Source organism: Aquincola tertiaricarbonis (assembly GCF_023573145.1).
Taxonomy (GTDB): domain Bacteria; phylum Pseudomonadota; class Gammaproteobacteria; order Burkholderiales; family Burkholderiaceae_C; genus Aquincola; species Aquincola tertiaricarbonis_B.
Map to the genome: position 1 here is coordinate 2,784,379 of NZ_CP097635.1, position 25,656 is coordinate 2,810,034.

The 25,656-nt window shown below is 69.7% G+C and carries 27 protein-coding genes; 17 read left to right on the plus strand and 10 right to left on the minus strand.

Going from position 1 to position 25,656, the window contains the following annotated elements; genetic code table 11:
- Position 1: 1 nt before the first annotated feature.
- A complete protein-coding gene (locus tag MW290_RS12795) occupies positions 2 to 916 on the minus strand; it encodes a heme/hemin ABC transporter substrate-binding protein (protein ID WP_250195033.1) in 915 nt (304 codons plus the stop codon).
- Positions 913 to 2,019 carry a hemin-degrading factor gene (locus MW290_RS12800; RefSeq protein WP_250195034.1) on the minus strand — a complete coding sequence of 369 codons (1,107 nt, stop codon included), beginning with the start codon at positions 2,017 to 2,019 and terminating at the stop codon, positions 913 to 915. The genes MW290_RS12795 and MW290_RS12800 overlap by 4 nt, the downstream gene beginning before the upstream one ends.
- A gap of 274 nt (positions 2,020 to 2,293) precedes the next feature.
- On the opposite strand from MW290_RS12800, the gene MW290_RS12805 reads away from it, so the two are divergent.
- The 5 genes from MW290_RS12805 to MW290_RS12825 all read left to right on the plus strand — a co-directional run bounded on the left by MW290_RS12805 (position 2,294) and on the right by MW290_RS12825 (position 7,727).
- Positions 2,294 to 3,151, plus strand: a complete 858-nt coding sequence (locus tag MW290_RS12805) for a PEP-CTERM sorting domain-containing protein (RefSeq protein WP_250195035.1) — start codon at positions 2,294 to 2,296, stop codon at positions 3,149 to 3,151.
- A 111-nt stretch (positions 3,152 to 3,262) separates the two neighbouring features.
- Positions 3,263 to 4,132 (plus strand): hypothetical protein, encoded by an 870-nt coding sequence (locus tag MW290_RS12810; protein WP_250195036.1) that lies wholly within the window; start codon positions 3,263 to 3,265, stop codon positions 4,130 to 4,132.
- The gene (locus MW290_RS12815) at positions 4,129 to 6,369 is read left to right on the plus strand and encodes a TonB-dependent receptor domain-containing protein (RefSeq protein ID WP_250195037.1); all 2,241 of its coding nucleotides are present in this window, start codon (positions 4,129 to 4,131) and stop codon (positions 6,367 to 6,369) included. Before MW290_RS12810 ends, MW290_RS12815 begins: the two co-directional genes overlap by 4 nt.
- 1 nt (position 6,370) lies before the next feature.
- Positions 6,371 to 7,459: a hypothetical protein gene (locus MW290_RS12820; protein WP_250195038.1), complete on the plus strand. Its 1,089-nt coding sequence runs from the start codon at positions 6,371 to 6,373 to the stop codon at positions 7,457 to 7,459.
- Positions 7,460 to 7,517: 58 nt separating this feature from the next.
- Positions 7,518 to 7,727 (plus strand): hypothetical protein, encoded by a 210-nt coding sequence (locus tag MW290_RS12825; RefSeq protein WP_250195039.1) that lies wholly within the window; start codon positions 7,518 to 7,520, stop codon positions 7,725 to 7,727.
- 16 nt (positions 7,728 to 7,743) lie between these two features.
- On the opposite strand, the gene MW290_RS12830 is transcribed toward MW290_RS12825, so the two are convergent.
- Entirely contained in the window at positions 7,744 to 8,589 is an 846-nt protein-coding gene (locus tag MW290_RS12830) for an IclR family transcriptional regulator (RefSeq protein WP_250195040.1), read from the minus strand.
- The gene (locus MW290_RS12835) at positions 8,586 to 8,831 is read right to left on the minus strand and encodes a hypothetical protein (protein WP_250195041.1); all 246 of its coding nucleotides are present in this window, start codon (positions 8,829 to 8,831) and stop codon (positions 8,586 to 8,588) included. Before MW290_RS12835 ends, MW290_RS12830 begins: the two co-directional genes overlap by 4 nt.
- A gap of 109 nt (positions 8,832 to 8,940) precedes the next feature.
- Here MW290_RS12835 and MW290_RS12840 point away from each other — a divergent pair, with 109 nt between their 5' ends.
- The 9 genes from MW290_RS12840 to MW290_RS12880 all read left to right on the plus strand — a co-directional run bounded on the left by MW290_RS12840 (position 8,941) and on the right by MW290_RS12880 (position 18,878).
- Entirely contained in the window at positions 8,941 to 11,664 is a 2,724-nt protein-coding gene (locus MW290_RS12840; RefSeq protein WP_250195042.1) for an outer membrane protein assembly factor BamB family protein, read from the plus strand.
- Positions 11,665 to 11,672: 8 nt separating this feature from the next.
- Complete coding sequence (locus MW290_RS12845; RefSeq protein ID WP_250195043.1) at positions 11,673 to 12,386, plus strand: PEP-CTERM sorting domain-containing protein; 714 nt, start codon at positions 11,673 to 11,675, stop codon at positions 12,384 to 12,386.
- Positions 12,383 to 13,330 carry a choice-of-anchor L family PEP-CTERM protein gene (locus tag MW290_RS12850; protein ID WP_250195044.1) on the plus strand — a complete coding sequence of 316 codons (948 nt, stop codon included), beginning with the start codon at positions 12,383 to 12,385 and terminating at the stop codon, positions 13,328 to 13,330. The genes MW290_RS12845 and MW290_RS12850 overlap by 4 nt, the downstream gene beginning before the upstream one ends.
- Positions 13,331 to 13,354: 24 nt before the next feature.
- The gene (locus MW290_RS12855) at positions 13,355 to 14,476 is read left to right on the plus strand and encodes a TIM barrel protein (RefSeq protein WP_250195045.1); all 1,122 of its coding nucleotides are present in this window, start codon (positions 13,355 to 13,357) and stop codon (positions 14,474 to 14,476) included.
- Positions 14,477 to 14,482: 6 nt separating this feature from the next.
- On the plus strand, positions 14,483 to 15,106 hold the full coding sequence (locus MW290_RS12860; protein WP_250195046.1) for a putative 2OG-Fe(II) oxygenase: 624 nt from the start codon (positions 14,483 to 14,485) through the stop codon (positions 15,104 to 15,106).
- 9 nt (positions 15,107 to 15,115) lie between these two features.
- The gene (locus tag MW290_RS12865) at positions 15,116 to 15,706 is read left to right on the plus strand and encodes a TRAP transporter small permease (RefSeq protein WP_250195047.1); all 591 of its coding nucleotides are present in this window, start codon (positions 15,116 to 15,118) and stop codon (positions 15,704 to 15,706) included.
- A complete protein-coding gene (locus MW290_RS12870) occupies positions 15,703 to 16,980 on the plus strand; it encodes a TRAP transporter large permease subunit (protein WP_250195048.1) in 1,278 nt (425 codons plus the stop codon). The genes MW290_RS12865 and MW290_RS12870 overlap by 4 nt, the downstream gene beginning before the upstream one ends.
- A gap of 121 nt (positions 16,981 to 17,101) precedes the next feature.
- A complete protein-coding gene (locus MW290_RS12875; RefSeq protein ID WP_250195049.1) occupies positions 17,102 to 18,139 on the plus strand; it encodes a TRAP transporter substrate-binding protein in 1,038 nt (345 codons plus the stop codon).
- Between the two features lie 10 nt (positions 18,140 to 18,149).
- Complete coding sequence (locus tag MW290_RS12880) at positions 18,150 to 18,878, plus strand: hypothetical protein (RefSeq protein ID WP_250195050.1); 729 nt, start codon at positions 18,150 to 18,152, stop codon at positions 18,876 to 18,878.
- Between the two features lie 33 nt (positions 18,879 to 18,911).
- On the opposite strand, the gene MW290_RS12885 is transcribed toward MW290_RS12880, so the two are convergent.
- Genes MW290_RS12885 through MW290_RS12895 form a run of 3 tightly spaced genes read right to left on the minus strand, consistent with a single transcriptional unit; the run spans position 18,912 to position 20,693 of the window.
- Entirely contained in the window at positions 18,912 to 19,262 is a 351-nt protein-coding gene (locus MW290_RS12885; protein ID WP_250195051.1) for a hypothetical protein, read from the minus strand.
- Positions 19,259 to 19,783: a hypothetical protein gene (locus MW290_RS12890; RefSeq protein ID WP_250195052.1), complete on the minus strand. Its 525-nt coding sequence runs from the start codon at positions 19,781 to 19,783 to the stop codon at positions 19,259 to 19,261. The genes MW290_RS12885 and MW290_RS12890 overlap by 4 nt, the downstream gene beginning before the upstream one ends.
- Positions 19,784 to 19,805: 22 nt before the next feature.
- Complete coding sequence (locus MW290_RS12895) at positions 19,806 to 20,693, minus strand: PEP-CTERM sorting domain-containing protein (protein ID WP_250195053.1); 888 nt, start codon at positions 20,691 to 20,693, stop codon at positions 19,806 to 19,808.
- 207 nt (positions 20,694 to 20,900) lie between these two features.
- Between MW290_RS12895 and MW290_RS12900 the strand changes: the two genes are divergently transcribed.
- A complete protein-coding gene (locus tag MW290_RS12900; protein ID WP_250195054.1) occupies positions 20,901 to 21,572 on the plus strand; it encodes a PEP-CTERM sorting domain-containing protein in 672 nt (223 codons plus the stop codon).
- Here the strand turns inward: MW290_RS12900 and MW290_RS12905 are convergent, their stop codons facing one another.
- Positions 21,573 to 22,073, minus strand: a complete 501-nt coding sequence (locus MW290_RS12905) for a group I truncated hemoglobin (RefSeq protein ID WP_250195055.1) — start codon at positions 22,071 to 22,073, stop codon at positions 21,573 to 21,575.
- Positions 22,073 to 22,972, minus strand: a complete 900-nt coding sequence (locus MW290_RS12910; protein ID WP_250195056.1) for a DUF3034 family protein — start codon at positions 22,970 to 22,972, stop codon at positions 22,073 to 22,075. Before MW290_RS12910 ends, MW290_RS12905 begins: the two co-directional genes overlap by 1 nt.
- 283 nt (positions 22,973 to 23,255) lie before the next feature.
- On the opposite strand from MW290_RS12910, the gene MW290_RS12915 reads away from it, so the two are divergent.
- Both MW290_RS12915 and MW290_RS12920 read left to right on the plus strand, forming a co-directional pair.
- The gene (locus MW290_RS12915; RefSeq protein WP_250195057.1) at positions 23,256 to 23,525 is read left to right on the plus strand and encodes a hypothetical protein; all 270 of its coding nucleotides are present in this window, start codon (positions 23,256 to 23,258) and stop codon (positions 23,523 to 23,525) included.
- 77 nt (positions 23,526 to 23,602) lie between these two features.
- The gene (locus MW290_RS12920; RefSeq protein ID WP_250195058.1) at positions 23,603 to 24,583 is read left to right on the plus strand and encodes a dienelactone hydrolase family protein; all 981 of its coding nucleotides are present in this window, start codon (positions 23,603 to 23,605) and stop codon (positions 24,581 to 24,583) included.
- 414 nt (positions 24,584 to 24,997) lie between these two features.
- On the opposite strand, the gene MW290_RS12925 is transcribed toward MW290_RS12920, so the two are convergent.
- Entirely contained in the window at positions 24,998 to 25,627 is a 630-nt protein-coding gene (locus MW290_RS12925; protein ID WP_250195059.1) for a DUF2026 family protein, read from the minus strand.
- Positions 25,628 to 25,656: the final 29 nt, after the last annotated feature.

A 25,656-nucleotide genomic window follows, 5' to 3' on the forward strand; every position in this document is an offset into this window, starting at 1 on the left:
CTCAGGCGCGTGCGGCGGGCGTGCCGGCGATCCACTGCGCCAACTCGGTCACGGCCTGCGGCAGCCGCGGGCCGAAGCCCAGCAGCCACAAGGCATCGGGCGCCTGCAGCCGGCGTGCAGCAAAGGCCGGTGTCAGCGACAGGCCGGGCAGCTGCCAGAAGGCGGCTTCGCCGCCCGCCGCCTGCACCGCCTGCCGGGTGCTCAGCACCAGGTCGGGCGCGGCGGCCACCACGGCTTCGGCCGTCATCGCGCGGTAGCCGTTGAAGCCCTGCAGCGCATTGCGGCCACCGGCCAGGCGCAGCATCGCTTCTGCCCCGGTGCCGGCGCCGGCCACCTGCGGCGCATTGCCATGGGCCAGCACGAACAGCAACCGCGGCGCCGGCCCGGCCAGGCGTGGCAGGGCCTGGCGGCTGCGCTGCCAGTCGGCCAGCAGCTGCTGCTGCAAGGCGGCGGCTTCGGCCTCGCGCCGGGTGGCCTGGCCGGCGGCGTCGATCTTGCGCTGCACCTCGGCCAGGTCGTGGCTGGTGGTGGTGCTGATCACCCGCACGCCGGCAGCGCGCAACTGCTCGATGACCGTGGGCGGGCCGGCTTCGTCGGTGGTCAGCAGCACATCGGGCCGCAACGACAGCAGGCCTTCGGCCGACAGCTGCCGCTGGTAGCCCACCTTGGGCGTGCGTTGGGCCGCCTCGGGGTAGAGGCTGGTGGTGTCGGTGCCCACCAGCTGGGCGGCGGCGCCCAGGCGGTAGACGATCTCGGTCAGCGCGCCGCCCACGCACACCAGCCGCGGTGCGGTGGCGGTGGGCGCCGCGGCGGTCTGCGCGCGTGCGGGCAAGGCCAGGCCGGCACCGGCCCATGCACCGCCGGCCCATGCACCGCCGGCCCATGCACCGCCGGCCAACAGGGCGCGGCGCCTCATCGGCCGGCCCTCACGGCCTGCAGCAGCGTGCGCCAGCCGGGGGCTTCAGGCTGGCCGGGCTTGCGGGCGCCAAAGCACTGCAGCACCAGCCGGCGCTGCGCATCGAACACTTCCAGCGAGCTGACGGTGCCGTCGCTGGTGGGCTTGTCCACCGCCCAGGCGGCGGCCAGCTGGTCTTGCCGCACATGCAGGTTGAAGCCCGGGTCCAGCACGTTCAGCCACGGCCCCAGCACTTCCACGCGCTGCACCGGGCCGGTGTGGATCTGGATGCAGCCGGGGTTGCCGACGAACACCATGATGGGCTGGGCCGAAGCCGATGCGCCCTGCAGCAGCTGGCGCAACGCATCGGTGGGCAGCCGCTGGGTGAAGCGGCCTTCCATCAGCCGCAGCGCCTGCTGCCGTTCCACGCCGTGTTGCTTCAGCAGGCCGTGGAATTCATGCGTGTCGCGCAGCGCCGCCCAGGCCTGGCCGAAGGCGGCCACGTCGATGCCGGCGTCCGAAGGTGCCGGGTCGTCCGCCGGCAGCGGCGTGAACACCGGCAGCGCGCCCACCGCATCGGCATAGTCGTCGGCCACCGTGTGCCAGCGGGGCAGGTCGGTGCCGGCGCGCGGGTAGATCTTGTGCACCGCCGTGCCGTGCGCGTCGAAGAACTGCAGGCTCAAGGTGGGCGTGCCGCCCGCCTGGCGTGCAGGCTCATGCAGCGCATAGCCCGCCTTCCAGTGGTTGAAGAAGAGGCGCAGGTCGATGTCGTCGCCCAGCGCCAGCGCCACCGGGCCCTGGGCGGCCAGGCCGGTGTACGGACCCGTCTTCTCGTGCACGGCTGCATCGTTGCGGGTCAACGCCATCAAGGGACCGCAGGGCTCCAGCGCGCGCAGCAGGTCCAGCCAGGGGCCGCGCAGGCGCACGCTGCGCAGGCCGGGGGCATCGGCGCCGACGCCGGCCGCGGCGCTGTGCAGGGCAGCGGCTTCGCCTTCGCTCAAGCCCAGGCTGGCGGCGGCTTCGCGGTGGCGCAGGCCGCCCTGGCGGGCGGCCTCGAAGCGTTGCCGCAGCTCAGCGGCGATGTCGTGCAGACTGGCCGCGCCATGGGCGGCAGCGGCGGACAAGGAGGAAGCGGACAGAGCAGGGCGCATGAAGGGCGTTCGAGGTTCGGGCGCGCGGCGGCCAGCCCTTGCAATGGGAGGTGATGGAGGGGATGCTGAACACTATAAACAAGAATGGTTCTTATTTAAAACAGGCTCATGAACCCCTGTCTGCGTCACGGCTTGTTGCTTTTCAAATAAGAATCATTATCATCTGTGCCGACGGTTCGCCTCCGTGGGGGAGGGCGCCGCTGATCGAGCGACACCCATCCACATCCAACACCAGGAGGACCTTTTCATGCCATCCCTCGACTTCCGCACCCCGCTGCGCGCCACCTTGTTCACGCTGGGCCTGGTGGCCGCGGCCCAGGCCGGCGCCCAGACCTACGGCAGCTACGCCGACCATCAGGTGGACCTGGCCAGCGCGTTGGACGCCGCGGGCAACGTCAGCAACAACGCCTGGGTCAACCTCACCACCTTCGCGCAGAACGGCGTGCCGGGCATCACCGGCTACCCCGGCTTTCCGGGCACGGGTGCCTGGCCGGCGCCCATCACCTCGCAAGTCAACAGCACGGGCAGCGATGCCGCCGCGCTGAGCAAGGTGGCCAACGGCAACGGCGGCGCGCCCTATGTGGCCAGCGGCTCGATGTACTTCGGCGGCTTCAGCGGTGCCTACAACAACAACGGCGGCACGCTGCGCGTGACCGACAGCACCCCGCTGGCCAACCTGCAGACGGTGGTGTTTCAGGTGGGCATCGGCGAAGCCTGGACCTACGACTTCTACAACGGCGTGCTGCCGACGCTGAGCTACACCACCGCCGCGGGCACCACCACCGGCGTGGCCGCCACCTTCTCCAGCACGCTGGAAGCCTTCTTCAACGGCACGGTGAGCATGCCGACCGGTGAAGAGTCGCTGTACATCAACCAGTACGGCCTGCAGTGGGACCTGAGCAGCGTCAGCCAGCCCATCACCTCGTTCAGCATCGACTTCACCGGCGTGCAGCATGCGCAGCTCTACGGCATGACGCTGACGCAAAGCGACGTGTTCACCCAGGTGGTGGCCGTGCCGGTGCCCGAGCCCGAGACCTATGCGCTGATGCTGGGTGGCCTGGGCGTGGTGCTGATGCTGGCGCGCCGTCGCCGCCAGGCCGCCTGACGCGACTTCCCTCGGCCCTCGGGGCCGATCTCCTGGCCGGCCCTTGAGGCCGATCTCTTGGCCGGCCCTAGGGCCCATCCCCGGGGCCGGGCCCCGCCGCTGCTGCTTTCCATGCCCTCCATCGACCCGCGGCGCGTCGTGCGCCTGTCCCTGGCCGCGGCCTGCCTGGCCTTGCCGGCCTGGGCGCCGGCCGTCACCTTGAGCGGTGATGCCACGCCGCACCAATGGCACTCGTTCAACCTGCCGGCCAATGCCTTCCTGGGCGCGGCCGGCTACACCGGCTCCGCGTGGCAGAACACCGATGCCGGCGCCTTGTATGCCGAGTGGGGCGGCTTCGTGCCCGATGCCGGCAGCCGCTGGACCTTCAGCCGGCCCACCGTCGGCCAGTCCACCGGCCTGCGCGCGGTGCTGCAGGAAACCAGCGGCACCGGGCTGCGCACCGGCATCAACAACATCTACGGCCTGGCCTTCTCGCAGGTGCCCGGGCCACCGCTGGTGTTCAGCCTGGTGCTCACCGATGCCGGTGCGGCCAGTGCCACCGCGGGCAGCACCCGCACGGTGGTGCTGCGCAGCGGCACGCTGGGCACGCTGCCGGACATGAACGTGCTGCTCAACGGCGTGGCGGCCACGGCCTCGGCCGCCACTTTCCAGCAGGCTTCCACGCTGGTGATGCCCGATGCCAACGGCAACAGCGTGAGCACCGACTCGGTGAACGGCGAATGGCTGTGGCGCTGGGAGCAGGTGCCGGTGGCCACCACCTACCGCTTCGACTTCCAGGCGCAGGTGGGCCACATGAGCCTGGACAACCTGGCCGTGTACGCCAGCCCGCCGGTGGCCCCGGCACCGGCCGCCCCGGTGCCCACGCTGCGCACGCCGCGGGTGGCCTTGTTCGGCCTGGCCGGGCAGCTGGCGGCCCAGGCCGAGCTGCAGGTGCCGGCCGTCGCCGCATCGGCGCGCGCCAACCCGCGGGCTGCGCGTTGAGCCGGCCCACCGTGACGGCCGGCCTGGGCCTGTGGCTGGTGGCCCTGCCGCTGCAGGCACAGGCTCAGGCGCACACGCAGCCGGCGGACGCGGCGCAGGCCGAGGCCACGCCGGTCATCGTCATCAGCGGCCAGCGCACGCCGCCGGTGGCCTTGCCGCCGACCGACAACCGCACGGTGCTGGACGCCGAGCTGATCGAGCGCCGGCAAAGCGGCAGCCTGTTCGACCTGGTGCAGGAAGCGCCCGGCGTGTCCGCCGCGGGCGGGCCGCGCACCAGCGGCATGAAGTTCAACATCCGCGGCTTTCGGGGCAACGACGACGTGGTGTTCAAGATCGACGGCGGCGTCAAGGGCTTCGAGAAGTACCGCTTCGGCAGCGGCGTGTTCATCGAGCCGGAGCTGATCAAGTCGGTGACGGTGGAACGCGGCCCTTCGCTGCTCACCGGCTCGGGCGCCATCGGCGGGGCGGTGGTGGCCACCACCAAGTCGGCCGCCGACTTCCTGCGCGCCGGTGAGCGTGCCGGCGGCCTGGTGAAGCTGGGCTACGACGCCAACAGCCGTGAACGCTTGCGCATGCTCACCGCCTTCGGCCGGCCCACGGCCAGCACCGACCTGCTGGTCTCGGTGGTGCGGCGCGATGGCGACGACTTCAAGCTGGCGGGGGGCGCACGCAGCCCGGCCACGGCCACGCAATCCGAAGGCAGCCTGGTGAAGCTGGGCTGGGTGCCGCTGGACGACCTGCAGCTGGAACTCAGCCGCACCGCCTACCGCAGCGGCCCGGTGTTCACGCCCTACGACGCGAACTCCAGCACCGCCGGCGTGGGCGGCTATGTGCACCAGACGGTGGACGACGAGACGGTGAATCTGCGCTTCACGTGGGAGCCGCCGCAGTCGTGGATCAGGCTGCGCGGCACGCTGGCGCACGAGACCACGCACCTGCTCAACCGCATGCAGCCGGGCGAGAGCAACTTCGCCAGCGGCTGTGCGCAGGCGCCGTGCGACTGGACGCCGGACGACAGCGACACCGGCGTGGTGCACGACCGCTGGCACTACGACATCTGGACCGCCGAGGTCTTCAACGACACCCGCTGGCAGGCCGGCCCCTGGCAGGGTGTGCTGACGGTGGGCGCGCAGGCGCTGCGCAACCGGCGCGATCTGCGGCGGCTGACCGACAACCCCTACCAGAACGGGCCCGATGGCCGCTACCCCGATGGCTTCGATGCGCAGCAGCCGCCGGGCACCCGCTCGTCCGTGGCCTGGGTGCTGCAGCATGCGTTCACGCTGGGCGCCGTGACGGTGACACCCGGCCTGCGCTGGGACCGCTACACGCTGGAAGCCGACGGCCCCGCCGCGTCGATGCGGCAGGCTGCGGGCGAACCCGCGCGCTACCGCTTCGAGCGCCGCACGCCGGGCCTCAGCATCGCGTGGAAGCCGAGCGCGGCCTGGTGGCTCAGCTACCGCGTGGTGGAGAGCTTCCGGCCGCCGCTGCTCACCGACTACTTCGGCATGGAAGCCGCCAACCCCTGCGGCGCGTTGCCGAACGGGCAGGGCGGCCAGTTGCTGCCCAACGGCTGCGGCGATGCGATCCAGCCGACCGAATCGCTGAACCGCGAGTGGTCGCTGGCCTGGACGCCGCCGCGCTGGGCCTCGGGCGCCAGCACCCAGGCCCGGCTGACGCTCTACCGCATCGACTCACGCCACCTCAACGGTGCCAGCTACCTGGTGGCCGAAGACGGCCGCGTGGTGCAGCCCTTTCGAGAAAAGCGCCGCGGCGTGGAGCTGGAAGTGCAGCACGAAGGGCGCGAGCTGTACGGCAGCTTCGGCCTGTCGCGCATCCTGGCCGAGCGCTGGCGCGACGGCCAGCCGGCGAAGGCCTTCTTCGGTGGCATACCGGGCACCACCGCCAACCTGAGCCTGGGGCGGCGCTGGCAGCAGGGCCGCTGGGAGGCCGGCTGGCGCCTGCGGCAGATCTGGGATCAGAAGGTCTCGGAAGCGCGCCAGCTCAATGCCAACACCCAGTGGTGCGGCAAGGTCACCTCCCAGGGCACCGTGCATGCGGCCAACACCCAGCAAGACGTGTACGCCTTCTGGCGGCCCACCGAGCGGCTGACGCTGCAGGTGGGCCTGCACAACCTCTTCGACAAGCACTGGTGCCATGCCGGCGACGAACTCGGCAACGAGATCGGCCTGCAAGGCGCCGGCCGCAGCCTGCAGCTGTCGATCACTGCGCAGTATTGAGATGCCTTCGACTTCTTCGATGATGCCGTCGCCCGAGCTGGCACGGCGCTGGCGCCGCGTGGCGCTGCTGGCGGCGATGGCCGCGGCCACCACCGCCTGCGGCGGCGGCAGCGGCGGTGGTGGCGGCCCGCTGCCCACGGCCAGCGCGGTGCCGGCGCCAGCGCCTGTGCCGGCTCCCGCACCGGGGCCCGCACCCACACCGGCGCCCGAACCCGCGCCGGAGCCTGTGCCATCGCCGGTGCCCGAGCCTGAACCTGCGCCGGCCCCATCGCCTTCGCCGTCGCCGGCCCCGTCACCCACGCCTGACCCGAGCCCGGCACCCGCGCCCACCCCGGCGCCCACACCTGCGCCTGCGCCTGCGCCTGCCCCTGCGCCCACCCCCAGCCCGGCGCCGGCCACCGCGCAGGCCTGCCTCAACTCCGCGCTGTACACCCAGGCCGGCACGGTGGCCCGCTACGAATACGCGGTTCGGCAGGGCGGCGTCGACCAGCGGGTGCAGGTCACCAGCACCGCCGAAGGCGCGGTGAACCTGGAAGGGCAGACCGCCTGGCGCCTGGCCGTGAGCGAGACCGTGTCCATCTCCGGGCAGCCCGACCAGCTCTCCAGTAGCCAGCACCATGTGCTGGTGGAAGGCACGCTGCTGCGCCTGCTGGCCACCCGCAGCGACTTTGCGCAGGGCGGCGGCACCGTCACGCAGGCCATCGTGCTGTCACCGCCTGCCCCTGAACTGGACTTCGGCCTGGCCGCCGGCAGCAGCCGCACGGCCAGCACCAGCGCACGCTGGAGCCTGGGCGCCGCCGGGTCTGCGGCCACCCCACCCAGCGCCGGCAACTGGACCAGCGAGGTCACGCTCAGCTTCGTCGGGCTGGAGACGGTGCAGGTGCCGGCCGGCACCTTCAGCCAGGCCTGCCGCTTCGAGCAGCGGCTGGTCACGGGCGGCAGCGTGCAGGTCAGCCAGCGTTGGCTGGCTGCCGGCAGCGGTGTGCTGCTGAAGGCGGTCAACGGCGCCGACACACAGGAGCTGGTGTCGGCACGCATCGGCGACCAGGTGGTGGCCGCCGCCGCACGCACCCGCGCAAGCACCCGTTGATCCGCCGCGCACTTGGCTTCACAATGAGAATTATTCCTATCTGTACACGATGCCATCCATGACGGAGCAACCCAGCGACCGCGTCAAAGCCCGCTTGTCCCAGCTGTTCGACGAGCTGCTGCGGCACGACGGCTTCGGTGACCTGAGCGTGGAGATGCGCATCCTCAAGCGCGGCCAGAAAGAGGTGCTGATCCGGTGCGGCAAGCAGTACCGCTACGTGCTCGACTTCGAGCCCGGCGACGCGGCCGGGGCTTGTCTAGACAAGTGAGGCCGCTCGGCCCACATCAGCGCCGCATCACCCGCCGCACCACGGCCGGCGCGCCGTCGGTGCGGTTGCCCCAGGTGCCGATGTTGGCCGCCTGCATCAGCGGCGATGCGCTGCCTGCCACCGACAGCTCGGCGGCCACTTCCATCAGCTCGGGGCCGAACTGCAGCATGCGCGCCTCGGTCAAGCGCACCGAAGGCCCGGCCACCACGATGACGCCGGTGGCCGGCTCGCCGCGTCGCTGCACCGGCGCGGCCATGCTGCTCATGCCCGGCGCATAGGTTTCCCGCACCAGGCTGAAGCCGCGCTTGCGGTGCTCCTTCAGCATGCCCAGCAGCGCCTTGATGCTGCGCGGCGCGTTGGGGCCGTAGCGGGCGCGATCGCCCATGCCCTGGCGGGCCAGGGCCTGCATGGCCTGGTCTTCGGTCAGCGTCATCAGCCAGGCATGGCCGGCGGCGCTGCAGGACAGGTTGAGCTCGATGCCCATGTCGGGGTCATAGCGCAGGCCCGAGCGGGCCCCCTGCGCCTTGGCCACCAGCGTGAGCCGCTCACCATCGACGATGGCCAGCCGCACCAGTTCCTCGGTGCGCTCGGCCAGGCGGTTGATCAGAGGCTGCGCGATGTCCACCACACCCGACTTGCTGAGAAAGCTCAAGCCCAGTGAAGCCAGCTTGCTGGTGAGCGCATAGCTGCCGCGCAGCGGCAGTGCGCGCACGTAGCCGTAGCCGATGAGTTCCTGCAGCGTGCGGTGGCAGGCGCTGCGCAGCTGGTTCAGATCGGTGGCGATGGCGGCCAGCGGCGCCCCGTCGGGCCGGGCGGCCAGGTACTCGATGATGGCGATGGACTTCTCGAGGGCTCCGCTCACGATGCTTGTCTCCTTGTAATGGCTTTCAAGTTTTGAACGTTTTCAAGAATATTGGAATGGTTCCAGGCTTCGCTGGCAACCTCTGCGTCGACGGATGCGCCCTGGATGCGCGCCGCACACACCAACGAGGAGACACGATGCACCGCCGATCCCTGAGCCGGGCCCCTTAGCCCCCGGCACGCCCGCAGCGCGCCGCTTTCCACGGCGCCGCCGGGCCAGCCGCCCCCACCGCTTTCCACCATGAGCCGGCCTCCTGCCGGCGGCGCTGCGCGGCGCCGCCGTGGGCGCGCACGGCCCTGCACCTTCGGCAGTACCTCCCGGGCTGCCTTCACCGCCACGAGGACACCCATGATGAAGATGAGTCACATCGCCGCCGCCGCGCTGATCGCGATGGCCGCCTCGGCCAGCACCGCCGTGCTGGCGCAGTCGGCCCTGGCCCCCGCCGGCAACAACTGGCCGTTCGTGCACGGCAGCCTGGGCAGCCAGGGCTACTCGTCGCTCACCCAGATCAACAAGGGCAACATCAGGAACCTGGGCCCGGCCTGGGTGGTGCACACCAACGTGGAGCCCGTGACGCAGCCGGTGGCCGGCCCCGGCAACACCGCGGTGGGCCAGCAGACCACCCCGGTGGTGGTGGACGGCGTGATGTACCTCGACACCCCGGGCGGCGGCGTGATGGCGCTCAATGCCGCCACCGGCGCCGTGAAGTGGAAGTGGCAGCCTTCGGTGGAGGCCAACGGCTTTGGCGGCATCAACCAGCACCGGGGCGTGAGCGTGGGTGAAGGCCGGGTGTACACCACCGCGGCCGGCGGCCGCATGGTGGCGCTGAACCAGGAAACCGGCGCGCTGATCTGGGCCGTGGTGCCCACCTACAACGGCAGCACCATCGGCGGCATCGGCAAGGTGGCCACCATGTACCACGACGGCATGGTGTACCAGGGCACCAACGACAACGGCCGCGGCGCGATGGTGGCGGTGCGTGCCAGCGATGGCGCGGTGCAATGGGTGTTCTACAGCGCCTACCCGCACGGCACCACGTTCACCGACGTCAACGGCAACACCTTCGATGCCGGCGACACCTGGACCACCCGCAACACGCCCAACGACACACCCAACGAGTGCTACCTCAACGGCGGCGGCTCGTCATGGATCCATCCCAGCTTCGACCCCGAGCTGGGCATGCTCTACGTCACGTTCGGCAACCCGCGCAGCTGCACCGGCGCGCAATGGGGCGGCGACCGGCCCGGCGACAACCTGTTCACCAGCTCGCTGGTGGCGCTGGATCTGAAGACCGGCGCCTACAAGTGGCACTTCCAGTCCGTGAGGCACGACGTCTGGGACATGGACAACGTGCACACGCCCAGCCTGGCCGACGTGAAGATCGGCGGCCAGACGCGCAAGGTGGTGTATTACGGCAGCAAGTCGGGCCACCAGTTCGTGCTGGACCGCACCAACGGCAAGCCGGCGTTGCCCGTGGTGTATCGCCAGGTGCCCACCGATGCGCGGCAGTCGCAGCCCAGCACGCAGCCGTTCCCGGCATCGGGACCGTTCCAGGAGCAGTGCCTGGTCTACCAGAACCTGGGCTCGGAAATCCCCGGCGCGCCCAACCGCGCGGTGCCCAACTGGAACGGCTACCAGGCGCAGCCCGACCCCGAGAAGCCCGGCCAGTACAAGCTGGTGCTCAACCCCGACAACTACCTGAAGAACGACACGCAGTACCTGGCCGGCACGCGCGAAGGCTGCATGTACGACCCGCACTGGGACGAGAACAGCATGTTCCTGTCCATGACCAGCCAGAACGGCGCGGCCGACTGGTCCAACGTGTCCATCAGCCCCAAGCTGAACCTCCGCTACATCGGCATGTCGTACAACCCGGTGGCGCACGGCGCCTTCCAGGGCGGCAACGGCCTGCGCCAGATCGGCGGCTACCAGACCGGCGGCGTGGTGGCGGTGGACGCTTCCACCAACCTGCCGGTGTGGCGCAAGCACTTTGGCCTGGGCGGCGACGTGGCGCACGGCAACCATCCGCTGGTGACGGCCAGCGACCTGCTGTTCATCAACCGTGTGGACGGCTGGCTGATGGCCCTGGACGCGCAGACCGGCGAGGAGCTGTGGCGCTTCCAGACCGGCGCGCCCAGTGCCTCGGGCGTGGTGACTTACACCGTGGGCGGTGAGCAGTACATCGCCATGCCCGCGATGGCCGGCACGCAGCCTTACGCGCAGCAAGGGCAGGGCGCCGCGGTGTGGGCCTTCAAGCTGGGCGGCAAGGCGGTGTACACCACCGGACCGCGCGCCAACCCGGTGGTGGTCTCGGGCAGCAGCGAGGCACCGGCCCCGGTGCCCATCGCCAACCTGCGCCGCCCGGTGAACAACACGCCGGGCACCGACCTGCCGGCCAACACCATCTACCTGGCCCGCTCCAACGGCACGGCCACGGCCACCAAGGACAGCGTGACCACCGCCTCCATGGTGCCTTCGACGCTGACGGTGCCGGTGGGCACCACGGTGACCTTCACCAACCCGGGTGATGCCACCTTCGGCGTGGCCGGCAGCGGCAACCTCAAGGAGCACTGCGCCACGCAGTACTTCGAGGGCAAGTTCAACTTCCGGCTGCAGCCGGGCCAGTCGGCGCAGTACAAGTTCGACCGCGAGGGCGAGTACTACTACAACGACTGCACCGACCCCCGGCCCACCGGCAAGGTGGTGGTGACGCTGGCCGCGCAGGAGCAAACCGGCGCGCTGCAGTTCACGCCCAGCACGCTGAACCTGCGCCCGGCCAACGGTGTGTTCACCAGCGTGCAAGGCCTGGTCACGGCCACCTTCAAGCTGCCCGCTGGCTACACGCTGGATGGCAACGTGCAGCTGAAGACGCCGCTGACGCAGCAAACCTTCCCGGCCGTCAGCGCCAACACCACGTCCGACGGCAAGACGCTGGTCGTCACCTTCGACAAGGCGCTGGTGGACAACAACATCCCGCAGGGCAGCGACGTGCCGCTGACCGTCTCGGCCAACTTCATGCACCAGGGCGTGCAGAAGAAGCTGACGTCCACCGCCGCCGTGCGCGTCATCAAGTGAGGTCCATGATGATCCGAAGCTTCAACTTGATCGCCCGCCTGCGGGCGGTGCCGGCGGCCGCGCTGCTGGCGGCTCTGACTTCCACCGCCCCGGCCCAGGCCGCCATCCCGTTCTTCGGCACGCAGTTCGACGCCAGCGCCGTGGCCGAGGCCGACGGTTCAGCGCCCGAGGCGGACTGGCAGATGGATGGGGACACCGTGTCGGCCCAGGCCGCCTCGGTGGGCGACGTGCATGCCGCCACCGCCGGGGCCTTCGCCGGCCCGGGCTTTTTGACGGTGTCGGCCGACGTGTCGGCGGGCACACTGAGCCATGCGGTGGCCAGCGCGCACTTCAGCGGCTCGTTCCTCAGCACTGGCACCGTGAGCCTGAGCCTGGACTACAACCCGCTCACCTTCACCGAGGGCTCGGGCGCGGCGGCCACCACGCTGTTCGTCTCGCTCAGCAATGGCGGCGCCACGCTGTTCGAGGACTATGTGCAAGGCCCCTGGAGCTTCAGCTACACGCCGGTGGCCGGCAGCACCAGTGTGCTGGACCTCACCTTGTCCAGCGAGGTGAGCGCGGCCTTCCTGAGCCCTGGCACCGGCAATGCCAGCGCCTTTGGCTCGGTGGCCATCATGGGCGCTGTGCCCGAGGCCTCGACCTGGCTGATGTTCTCGCTCGGCCTGGCCGGGGTGGCGGCCCTGGGCCGCCGCCGCAGCCGGGCTGCAGAGGTGCAGGCATGAGCCGCGCGTTCTGTGCCCAGTTGGCAGCGCTGGCGCTGCTGGTGGCCGCTGGCGCGCAGGGCGGCGCGCAGGCTGCTGCCACGGTCACGCCACTCAGCGATGGCGGCAGCGATGCGGCCAGCAGCCTGGTGAACACGTTGCTGGCCGCGCAGCCGGGGCTGTCGGTGGTCGCAGGCTCGGCCAGCTATAGCGGCCAGGCCTCGGCCTCGGGCTTGTTCAGCAACGGCGGGCTGGGTGCCAACGGGCTGGGCATCGACAGCGGCGTGGTGCTGACGACGGGCGATGCCCGCTTCATCGGCAGCAGCGCCGCCTTCGAGGGCGATGCCGCCAACCAGACCGGCACCTACACCGCCGGCGTGGGCAACGCGCTCACGCCCAACACCAGCGGCGGCCAGGCGCTGTTGTCGTCGTTGACGACCGAGCCCACCTTCAACGCCTCGGTGCTCAGCTTCAGCTTCGTGCCGCAGTACGCGCGGCTGAGCTTGCGCTTCGTGTTCGCGTCGGAGGACTACAACGACCTGGTGAACAGCGGCTTTCCCACCGACGTGTTCGGCGTGTTCGTCAACGGCGTGAACCAGGCGTTGCTGCCAGGCACGCAGCTGGGCATCTCGGCCTCGACGGTGAACTGCGGCGGACCCACCTCGGACCCGGCCGGTGGCCTGGGCGGCAGCTGCAGCCTGTACCGCGACAACGCGCCGTTCTACGACGCCATCGACACCGAGCTGGACGGCCTGACGGTGGTGATGAACCTGCAGATGACGGTGAACCCGGGGCAGGTGAACACCTTGTCCATCGGCATTGCCGACACGCTGGACACGATGGGCGATTCGGCCGTGCTGCTGGCCGCCGGCAGCGTGGCCGCGGTGCCCGAGCCCGGCACCTGGGCCCTGATGCTGGGCGGCGTCGCCGCCCTGGGCGTGGCGGCGCGCCGCCGCCGCGCCTGATCCACCCCACAAGGAGACAAGCACATGGACAGAAGAGACTTCCTCTCGGGTGCCAGCGTGGCCGCGGCCTCGCTGGTGGCCAAGGACACGGTGTTCGCGACCCCGGCCATGGCCCAGGCCGCCCCCAGCCAGCAGCTGGTGACGCAGATCTGGTCGCGCCACCTGCAATGGGTGGCCACGCAGGCGCAGCAGGTGGCCGACCCCTACGGCACCGGCGTCAAGGTGGGTGAAGCGGCCCGCGCCGCCGGCTACGCGGCGGTGGACCTGACGGTGCGCAACGACGGCCATGTGCACCCGGCCAACGTGGCCACGCACCTGCCGGCCATGCTCAGCGGCATCCGCAGCACCGGGGCGCTGTGCGACCACATCGGCGTGAACTTCGCGCCACCGGCCGACCCGGCCAACACCGCCTGGATCGCCAGCCAGTCGGTGCACCAGATCCTGTCGGTGGCCGGCGCCCACGGCATCCGCAAGTACCGCTTCAACAACTCGGGGGCGGTGAGCTTCGGCAACAACACCTTCGGTGCACAGATCACTTCGCTGCTGGACGGTGTGCGGCTCAACCACCGCCGGCTGGCCGCCATCAACGCGCAGTACGGCAACCTGTGCGGCGTGGCGCACACCCATGCGTCGAACATCGGCGTCACGGTGTACGACTATGCGTATGCCATGCAGGGCATCTCGCCCGACCTCATCGGCATCAACCTGGCCATCGGCCACACCGCCACGGCGGCGCCGGGCACGATGTGGCAGCTGGAGATGCGGCGCAACATGCCGCACATCCGCTGTGTGGCGGTGGAAGACCTGGCCGCCACGGTCGACCCCGAGACGGGTGCGCTGAGCATCGGCCGCGTGCAGCCGCCCGGCGCCACCGGCACCGGCGGTGGGGTGATCAACTGGACCACCTTCTATTCGCTGCTGCGCCTGGGCGGCTACAGCGGCGCGGTGGAGTCGCAGATCGAGTACCGCATCCCCGGGGCCGACGGCAACCCGGTGAGCCTGAACAGCGCCTTCTTCGCCGACAACGCGCAATTCACCTCGGGCAACCTCACGCCCGCGCTGATGATCGCCGCGATGCGCAAGGACTCGGACTTCATCCGGGCGCGTGCGGTGGCGGGCGGCTGGTCGGCCGGGCAGGTGCTGTAGCCTGCCATGGACGAGGTGTTCGGCCTCTTTCCCACGCCGGTGCTGCGCGCCGGCGGCGCGGTGCCGCCCGCGCTGGTGGCCGAGCTGGCGGCGCACTTCGATGCGGCGCCGGCGCAGGCCAACGCCGCCAGCGACCAGCTGGTGCACACCCGCCTGCTCCGGCCGGAAGACAGCCCGCTGCTGCCGCAGCTGGTGGCGCTGCTCACGCCCAAGATCGAGGACATGGGCGCGCTGATGTTCGGCCAGCGGCTGGGTTGGGCCATCAAGGAGATGTGGGTCAACCGCATGGGGCAGGGCGGCCACCAGGCCATGCACCACCATGCCAACAGCTTCGTCTCGGGCGTGCTGTACCTCACCGAGGTGGACGCCGCCGCGCAGACGGTGTTCAGCAAGCCGGTGGGCGGCACCGAGTTCGTGTTCCGCCACCAGCATGCGCAGGTGGCCTCCACGCCCTTCAATGCCGACCGCTGGGTGTGCCCGGCCACCGCGCCCGGCGACCTGCTGCTGTTTCCCAGCTACCTGCTGCATGCGGTGCCGCCCAACCCCGGCGGGCGGCGCATCACCTTGTCCTTCAACGCGATTCCGGGCGGGCTGGACGCCTGGGGCTATGCCATCCGCTTCGGCGCCTGAAAGCTGTTCATGAGATCCCTCTTCCACTTCTACTGCAAGGCCCTCGAAGCCCTGCTGGTGCTGGCCCTGGCCCTGATGGTGGTGCTGGTGTTCGGCAACGTGGTGCTGCGCTACGCCTTCAACTCCGGCATCACGGTGTCCGAGGAAGTCTCGCGCTGGCTGTTCATCTGGCTCACCTTCCTGGGCGCGGTGGTGGCCCTGCATGAGCACCGCCACCTGGGCACCGACATGCTGCTGGCCCGCCTGGGCCCGGGCGCGCGCCGCGCCTGCATGGTGGTGGCGCAGCTGCTGATGCTGGCCGTGTGCGTGCTGCTGCTGCAGGGCTCGCTGACCCAGATGCGCATCAACTGGACGGTGGCCGCGCCTTCCACCGGCGCACCGATGGCAGTGGTCTACATCGCCGCGGTGGTGTTCGCCGCCTCGGCCCTGCCGATGCTGCTGGTGGACCTGCTGGCCCTCTTCAAGCCCGCCGCCGATGGCGCGGAGCCCCTGCGCCGGAGTGCCGCCGCCCGGCCGCTCCGAAGGCGGCGCTCCGCCCCTCTCGGAGGGGAGCTCGCGCAGCGAGCGGGTGCCCCATCCCGGGCCGAGGAGCAGGCATGACCATCACCGTCTTCCTCGGTTCGCTGCTCGGGGCCATGGCACTGGGCGTGCCCATCGCCTTTGCGCTGCTGCTGTGCGGCGTGGCGCTGATGTGGCACCTGGACCTGTTCGACGCGCAGATCCTGGCGCAGAACCTGGTGAGCGGCGCCGACAGCTTTCCGCTGCTGGCGGTGCCGTTCTTCATGCTGGCCGGCGAGATCATGAACGTGGGCGGGCTGTCGCGGCGCATCGTCAACCTGGCGCTGACGCTGGTGGGCCATGTGCGCGGCGGCCTGGGCTACGTCACCATCATCGCGGCCTGCATCATGGCCGCGCTGTCGGGCTCGGCGGTGGCCGATGCGGCGGCGCTGGCCGCGCTGCTGCTGCCGATGATGGTGGCCGCCGGCCACGACAAGGCGCGCTCGGCGGGGCTCATCGCCTCGGCCGGCATCATCGCCCCGGTGATCCCGCCGTCCATCGGCTTCGTGATCTTCGGCGTGGCGGCCAACGTGTCCATCAGCAAGCTGTTCCTGGCCGGCATCGCGCCGGGGGTGATGCTGGGCGTGGCGCTGTGGTTCACCTGGTGGTGGCTGGTGCGCCGCGAGAAGGTGGTGCCGCCGCCGCGCCGCAGCCGCGGCGAGGTGTTCACCGCGCTGCGCGAGGCCTCGTGGGCGCTGGTGCTGCCGGTGATCGTGGTGGTGGGGCTGAAGATGGGCGTCTTCACGCCCACCGAGGCGGCCGTGGTGGCGGCGGTGTATGCGCTGGTGGTGGCCACCTGCGTGTACCGCGAGCTGCCGGTGAGCCGGCTGTACGCTGTGTTCGTGGACGCCGCCAAGACCAGCGCGGTGGTGATGTTCCTGGTGGCCGCGGCCATGGTCAGCGCCTGGCTGATCACGGTGGCCGGGCTGCCGGCCCTGGTGGTGGACCTGCTGGCGCCCTTCATGGACAACCAGACGCTGCTGCTCATCGCCATCATGCTGCTGGTGTTCTTCGTGGGCACGGCGATGGACATGACGCCCACCATCCTGATCCTGACGCCGGTGCTGATGCCGGTGGTCAAGCAGGCCGGCATCGACCCGGTGTACTTCGGTGTGCTGTTCATGATCAACAACGCCATCGGCCTGATCACCCCACCGGTGGGCGCGGTGCTCAACACCGTGGCCGGCGTGGGCAAGGTGCGCATGGACGAGGTCACCCGTGGCGTGCTGCCGTTTCTGACCGCGCAGTTCCTGCTGCTGATGCTGATGGTGCTGTTCCCGCAGCTGGTGACGGTGCCGGCGAGCTGGTTCTACTAGAAGCCGCGGTCTGCACAGCTTTCAACTTTTGAACGCTTTCTCGGCTTTGAACGCCCGAAGCGACTTCTCTGGCAACCTTCATCGGCCAGCAAGCGCTGGCCCGCACCAACAACCAACCACCATGGGGACCACGATGGGCAAGCACATCTCTTACACGCTGAAGGCCGGTATCGCCACGCTGGGCCTGGCCTTGCTGGCCGGCGGCGCCGCGCAGGCGCAGGACATCAAGGAGCGCAACCTGCGCTTTGCCTTCAGCCTGGCCAAGGACCATCCGCTGGGGCAGGGCGCGCAGAAGTTCGCCGACGCCGTGGCTGCCAGAAGCGGCGGCAAGATGAAGGTCAGCCTGTTCCCAAATGCGGTGCTGGGCAGCGACCAGCAGAACCTGTCGGCGGTGCGCGGCGGCACGCTGGACTTCACCTCCATGGCCACCGGCATCGTTGCTTCGCTGGACAAGCAGTTCATGGTGTTCGACCTGCCCTTCCTGTTCAACGACGCGAAGGAGGCCTACGCCGTGACCGACGGCGCGGTGGCCACCCGGCTGCTGGACGGGCTGCAGGCGCACGGCCTGGTGGGCCTGGGCATCTGGGACCTGGGCTTTCGCAACATGACCAACAGCAAGCGCCCCATCGTGCGCGCCGAGGACATGCAGGGTCTGAAGATGCGGGTGATCAGCTCGCCCATCTTCATCGACCTGTTCACCACGCTGGGTGCCAACCCGCTGCCGATGACCTTCGGCGAGGTGTATGGCGCGCTGGAGTCCCGCGCCATCGACGGCCAGGATAACCCGGTGGCGGTGATCGAATCGGCCAAGTTCGCCGAGGTGCAGAAGTACCTGTCCATCACCCGGCATGTCTATACAGGCATGCCGTTCATGATGAGCAAGAAGACCTGGGACGGCATGTCGGCCGACGAGCGCAAGGTGATCCGCGACGCGGCGGCTGAAGCCAAGACCGAGGAGCGCCGCCTGACCCAGCAGAAGGAAGCCCAGGCCATCGACGGCCTGCGCAAGAGCATGCAGGTCAACGAGGTGAGCGAGGCCGAGATGCTGCGCTGGCGCCAGAAGGTGCAGCCGGTGGTCGACAAGTTCAGCCGCGAGATCGGCGAAGGCGTGGTGAAGGACGTGAACGCCGAGCTGACCCGCATGCGCGGCGCCAAGTAAGGAGCACGGCATGAGCTTGCTGGGCAAGGCCGCCCTGGCCATGTGGTGGGACATGGCGCCCGACGTGCGGCCCGACTTCGAGGACTGGCACAGCCACGAGCACTTTCCGGAGCGGCTGGGCATCCCGGGCTTCTTGCGGGCCTCGCGCTGGCGCAGCGTGGCGGGCGAGGGCTTCTTCGTCATCTACGAGCTGGCGGCGCACGACACGCTGTCCAGCGCCGACTACCTGGCCCGACTGAATGCGCCCACGCCCTGGTCCACCCGGCTGATGCCGCATCACCGCAACATGGTGCGCAGCCAGTGCCGGGTGCTGGCCAGCGCCGGCGGGCTGCTGGCCCACCAGGTGCTGACGCTGCAGCTGCAGGCCGAAGGCGGCGACGCCGCGACCCTGGCCGCCGAGATGCAGGCCTTGTGCCCCATGCTGGCCAGCCTGCCGGGCCTGGTGGGGGTGCACCTGCTGCGCCATGAGGCGCCGGCCATCGCGCCCACCACCGAGCAACGCATCCGCGGGCTGGTTGATGCTGCGGCCGACTGGGTGCTGCTGCTGTGCGGCTACGAAGCCGCGGCGCTGGGCGATGCCCTGGCGCATGAGGCCTTGACCTCGGCGCTGGCCCGGGCGGGTGCCACGCCGCGCCGGCAGGGCCATTTCCAGCTCAGCCACTCGGCGGTGGCGGGCGACGTGAGCGGGCCGGCCAGCGAGGCCTTCAGGCTGCAGGCGGTGCCGCAGGCGGCCGCCTGAAGGCCGGGCCTGCGGCCGCGGCGCTGCGGTGCTTCAGCGCTCCGGCAGCACCCACATCTTGCTGCCGTTGCTCAGCGTCACCGCCCGTGCACCGGTCGGTGGCACCGAGCTGGTGGTGGTGGCCCCGGCGGCGCGCGCGCCCGCCGCGGGCGTTGCACCGGGCTCGCGCAGCACCCGCACCGCCTGGCCGTTGACCCACACCGTGTCGGTCACCGGGGCGCTGGGCACCGGTGTGGCCGGGCGCGCTTCCACCAGGACGCGCTGGCCGTTGCCGGTGCTCAGGGCCTGCACGGCCGCGTCGGCCGCCAGCGCCGGTACGGTAGCGGTGGCCAGCCACCCGGCCGCGGCCACGACGCAGCATGCAGCAGCAACCTGCCTGCTCATGGCGTCACCGTGTGGCCGGTGACCAGGCCGTTGCAGCTCACGTTGACGTTCGACTCGGTGTGGAACACGTTGAGCGAGATCGTCTGGCCGCCATCGGGCGCGAGGCTTTCCGGGTCTGCGTACATCTTGATCAGCGCATGGCCCGTCCAGACGAAGCCGCCGAAGGGGGCCGGGCCGCGGCGCGTCATCTGCAAGACAGGTGCGCCATAGCCGATGGAGGCATTGCCCTGGTTCTGCAGCACCGACAGTGTGACCGAGGTGATCTGGTCGGTGGCCGAAGGGGTGAAGCACTGCAGCGACACCTGCTCCAGCACGTAGCGCCTGCCCGCGGGCGTGGCGAACTGGATGAAGCCATTGACGAACGGCGGCTCCAGCGAGCCTGAGCCGCTGGCCATGTACGGAAAGCGGTCGGGGTTCTCGACATCGCGCATCGGCGCGGCGTATTGCGCGCTGGCCTGCGTCGCGGCCAGGCACGCCAGAACCAGCACGGCGCTGGCAGGCAGGCATCTTGAAAGCTTCATCCGAGGTGCTCCAGGTGTCGTGTCAGGGAAGTGGTGAGGGCCTCTGGCGGCGGCGCCAGGCCAGAGCGGCCAGTCCCGCCAGCAGCAGCAGGGCGGCTTGCGGCTCGGGCACGGCGGGCGCCGTCCAGGCCAGGCCGGCGTTGATGTAGCCCGGGCCCAGCGGCGTGGCCAGGTCCACCAGCGAGCCCGGCCCGCTGCTGGCAAAGGCCACCAGCTGCGAGCCACCGGTCGCGTCGTTCGCGATGGCGACGAAGCGGCCGTCGCGGTCGTCCCAGGCCAGCCCGCCTTGGAAGGCGCGCGAGCCGTCGCCCAGGTCGAACAGCACGGTGGTGCCGGGGCCGCCGGCCGCTTCGGCATCGATGGCCACCAGCCGGCGCTGCACCCCGGCATCGTCGGCCGCGATGCCATACAGCAGCCCGTCGCGCGGGTTGTAGGTGAGCCCGCCATAAAGCCCGCCGCCCAGCGCGCCCACCAGGCTGGCGCCGCCACCATCCACTCGGTACAGCGAAGCAGCGCCGCTGAAGTCCTGCGCCACGGCGTACAACCGGCGGCCTTGCGCCGCCAGGCCACCGACGAAGCCGCTGCCCAGCGTGATCGGCGTGGACAGCGCGGCCGGATCGGCACCGCTGAACGAGGTGAGCACCGATTGGCCGAGGCTGTCGTTGGCGATGGCGTAGAAGCGGCCGTCGGCGGTGCTGAAAGTCAGCCCGCCGTTGAAGGCCATGCTGCCGTCGCCCAGCGCCAGAGCGGTGGTGGGTTCGTCCAGGTCGGTGAAGAGGCGACCCACGCCCTGCGCATCGGGGCCGATCGCGTGCAAGGCCGCGAGGGCGGGGGCGCTGGCCGCGAGCAGCAGGCTCATCAAGCCCAGAGCGAGTCGGGGGCGCCAGCGGGCGGTGTCGGGAAGCTGCATCGAACCCACCTTGAAGGGATGACGCTTGCAGCCTAGAGACGTGCCAGCCTTCGCACAATGCGTCACCCCTGGTGTGAAGGGCACCGGTGGTTTCGATGTCCGGTTCGGGCCGGCGATGACGTTGTAGGCGGCTACGTTCTAGGGGGAGGGGCTCACGCCGGCAGGGTGCCGGCCTATGCTGCGCGCTGCAGTTGGAGGAGACATTCGATGAAGTACGCCCTTGCCCCCGTGCTGGCCCTGACCTGCGCGCTGGCCATGCCCCTGGCCGCCCAGGCCGAAACCGTGTCGCTGCAGGTCAGCGGCACCGGTGTGTCGGCCAGCCTGACCATCACCTACGGTGCGCAGACCGATGCCAAGTACCCGGATGCCTATGTGGTCACCGGCATCAGCGGCAGCTTCAGCGACGCCTCGGTCGGCATCAGCAATGCCACGGTGCTGGGGCTGGTGAAGACCACCTTCAACGTGCCCGATGCCACCAACCTACTGGCGCCGGCCAACTTCAGCCGCTTTGCGGTGGCCTCGGGCCTGGGGCCGCAGAACAACGGCTACCTGTCCTACGACAACCTGTTCTGGCCCGGCGGCGCCCCGCAGACGGCCAGCGACTATCCCGCCTATGGCGGCATGCTCGACATCTATGGCCTGATGTTCCGCATCGGCGACGGCAAGGTGGTGAACCTGTGGAGCAACGGCGTCTTCGACGGCCCGGCCCTCGGCCCCATCTACGGGCTGGCCGTGGCCACGGTGGACCAGGCCTTGGCCTACCACGAGGGCATCAGCGTGACGGCGGTGCCGGAGCCCGCCACCACGGCCCTGCTGCTGCTGGGCCTGGGCGCCACCGGCTGGGCCGCACGGCGCCAGCGGGGCACACGCGCGGGCTGATCAGCGCGTGATGATCTGACGGTACATCGGCGCCAGCCTCGCCAGCAGGCGGTTCTGGCTGCCGAACGGAATGCCCAGGCTGTCCATCGTGGCCTGCAGCACTTCCACCTGCGCCAGGCTGTCGGCCTTGCTGATCTTCAGGTCGGCGTGCGAGGCCTTCATCGTGTCGCCTTCGTACACGCAGGGGCCGGCCAGCACCTGGCACAGCTGGTCGCCCAGCTGCTTCTTCAGCTCCGAGAGCTTGGTCTTCTCGAAGTAGTGACCAATGCGCGGGTCGGCCCGCATGTTGTCGACGAACAGGCTGGAGAGCTTGCGCACGCCCTCGACCCCGCCGAAGTCGGCCAGCAGTGCCGGATCGGGCGCGAACACCGGCACCAGCGGTTCGGCCGCCGGGGCGGGCTGGGCCTGGGCCAGCGGCGCCAGGCCGGCCAGCGCCAGCAGCAGGGGGAGGGTGGCGGCACGGCCGCAGAAGGTCTTGGTCATGGCGATAGCGGTGCGCATCACAGGCCCGCTTGTATGGACAAGTAGGTGCCGCGCTGGCGCTCGTGGCCCACGATCTGGCCGAGGTCCACCCAGGCCAGCGTGAAGGACAGGTGCTTGTTCGGTGCCCAGGCCACGAACACGTCCTTCCAGTCCGATTCCTTGAAGGCCGGGCCGGCAAAGGCCAGGCGGTCGGGCTTGAAGCGGTACTCGGCGCCGATGGCCAGGTCCTTGCGCAACAGCTTGGCGACGGAGAACTCGGGCTGCAGCCGCATGCGGCGGTCGCCGGTGGTGCCGAAGCCCAGCAAGCCGTTCTGGTTGGCCTGCGTGGCGCGCAGCGTGCCGTTGAGCAGCACGCCCTGCGCCAGCAGCAGCTTGGTGGCGCTGGCATACACCTCCACGCCATGGCGCTTGGCGCCCACCGAATCCAGCACGCCGCCGACGGCGCTGCCCGGGTCCAGGTGCTTGTAGAACAGTCCCACGGCCACCTGAGGCTGCCAGGTGTCCGAGTTGAGCACCGCATCGCCGGCCAGCTTGAGCTTGACGCCGGCGATGTCCAGCTTGAGCGTGGTGCGGGGCACCACGACACCGGCATCGAAGTCCTGCCGCGCCAGCGACAGCTCCACCCGGTCGTGGATGCCGACGGTGGCACCCTTGACCGTGAGCGCGTAGTCCGACACCACCGCGCGGGTGACGAAGGCGGTGCCGCCCACCTCGTGCTCGGTGGCCTGCGTGCCTGTCACCGCCCAGGGGGTGAGCCCGCCGCCGGCCGCGCCGTCGATGGAGCTCACGCCCGCGGTCAGCAGCAGCTTGCTGCGCGCGGTGGGCCGGGGCGCCGGCGCCTCATCGCTCGGCGCCGCAGCCGCGGGCAGGGACAGCGCGAGCGCGCAGCACAGCAGGGGAAGGGCAGGAGACGACATCGGCGGACGCATCGAAGGAATGACGAACGCTTATCGGCCGGCTGGCTGGCGGGTTGAACGGTTGTTGTGGTTCGGTGCTTGGGGTGGCCGGGCCGGTCTCCTGCCCGTAGGATGGGGTGACTCCACACCCGCACGGCGTCGCCATGCCTGTCTGCCCACTTGTCAACCATTGCGGCTGTCCGCTCTGATGAAGCGCCCGGGGCACCCGTGCGTATGGCTGGAAGCGCGGCTGACCGCGCCTGTCACGCCATGGTGGTGCCGCTTGGCAGGCGCCGTGCCTTGCATGTTCGGCGTGCTCATCGCGCTGGGCCTGATCGATGAGCTGGTGGCCGCGCTGTCAGGCACGGCGGACAAGCCGCGGGACCCTGCGCTGTTCCTCGTCTTGGCGCCGATTGGCGCCTTTTGCCTGGAGATGGGCGCGCGCCTCGTGCTGGCCCGCCGCAACCGCCATGGCTCATTGATGAGCCCGATGTCGTGGCGTGTGCTGGGCAGCGTGTTCGCGGCGTTCTGCTTCGGGATTGCGCATCATCTGGAGCGGAGGGAGCCACGGTGAGGGCGGGGCGCGCGTGGCGGCTGTGCCTGCTGATGATCACGGCGACATCTACCACCAGTGGGACGTGGGCGGCGCCTGTGTTCGATCTCAGCGATGGCCAGGTCGGCCGGTTCGAGTACGAGTCGATGACGCCACCGAGCCGGCATCTTTATGCACGGCATTTGTCGAGCGGCACGACTTCGGTTTCCATCCCGGCCGAGTTGTTGATGCCGCCGGGTGTCTCTTCCGAAGTCCGAGTACCCGCGGTTGTGCTCAGCCACGGCAGCGGTGGCGTGGAGCCGCCGTTGCGGCAGGTGTGGGTCAAAGTCCTGAACGCAGCGGGGTACGCCGTTCTCATACCCGACAGCTACGCACCGCGCGGTGTCGTCGAAACCAATTCGAACCAGGACCTGGTGCCCTACCCGGCCCATGTGGCGGATGCGATGAACGCGCTGCGGGTGCTGATTCGGCACCCGCGGATCGATCCGGCACGCATCTTTCACATCGGCTTTTCAAGAGGGGGCAGTGCGGCCTTCGATACCGCTTGGCCGACTTGGTCCGATCCGGTAAATACCGACACGGTGAAGTTTGCAGGGCATGTCGTCTTCTATCCAGGCAACTGCAACATCCGCTATCGGACCGACGACCGTGAGACGAGCACCGCACCGATGCTGGTGCTGCTGGCTGACCGCGACCTGGAAGAAGCTCAGGACGTGGCCGTTTGCCGGCGCTGGTATGACGAATTGATCGCCAAGGGCAACACCATCCGCTACAAGGAGTTCAAAGGTGCCCGTCACGGATTCGACACTGACAACTTCGTCTACTGCGTCAACCCGCGCACCACGAGCTCTCGCAACTGCGACATCGAGGTGTTCATGACCCTCCAGCCCGGAAGTGGGCTGGGCCGCGATGCTTTCGACTTCAAGGCCCGGCGCCCGCTGACGACTGGACCGGCGTTTGCCGATGCAGCGCGGGCGTGCATCGCCATCGTGCCGGGATCTCGCGGGGGTGGTGATGCCCGAGCCATACAGGCACAGGCGGTGCGCGACACGTTGGAGTTTCTGGAGCAGATTCGCTGAGGGGTGGACGGCTCGACCGCCGCCTTGCGCCCTGGCTGCAGGCGGTGGCGACTTCGCAAGGGAGGAGCTATGTGGCGGTAACGGGGTTCAAGCGTGTTTGTATGTCACCGCGGCAACCGGGTCGGCGTGAAGGGCCGGTGGCATGCCGGAACCAGCTATCCGGTGTAACAGCGCGGACAAAGCAAAAAGCCCCTGAACCGCGGGTCGAGGTTGACCTGGTATTCAGGGGCTTCAGGTCTTCCGGCTTTGCGATGCACTGGACATCACGCCTTCGGACATGCTCAAGGACGTTGAACGCCGAATGCGAGTGCAGGCAAAGGGCCGCGCCACCACTGCGACGGATTGACCGCCGCTAGTGCCGTGCAACTGATTGCAGGCCGTCCCCTCACGCCTGCCCGCTGCATCGGGTCACGATCACCAAACGCCCTCAATCGACGGGGCACGCAAGACAAGTTTCTTGGGCCTGCCGTGACTGTCACCTAGGGCTAGTTCCTTCACGGCCGCTGGGGGACGCCGAAACCAAACAAGGCAGACATTCGCTAGGTCAATCGAGCCCGCCGATTGGGAGTCAATCAGCGATTCAGCAAGCGCGGAATCATGTTCAAGGTAGAAGTCCCCGGCCCGCTGTAGCTCGTTGATGTCGGACTTCCGTTCCGCCAATGGCTTCTGAAGCATCCGGCGCGGCACGTCCAATGGGTGCCCGTCTTCCTTGAAGGCCATGCCCATGATGGGGGCCATGAAGTCAATCAGCCACCCTTGGCACTCGACCCATGCATGAAATGCCTGCCCGTCACTTTCCGGCCCGTCACCCATGCGGCCATACATGGCGACGGTTGAGCTTTTCTCGTCAACCATCATCCCCATGAATCCGGCGCTGATCATGGCGGGCAGCTTGTAATGCTCTCGAAGGATCAACGTCCCCGCGATGGTGAACAGGATGCAGGCCCGATGCGTGCGGGCAACTTCCGTTGCCTCAAGAACGCTGTAGATGACCTGATAGATGCGCTCATAGTCGGGCAGCGCCAGAAGTGGGCGTGTTTTCATGCCAACACCTTACACGAGGCAGGAAAACA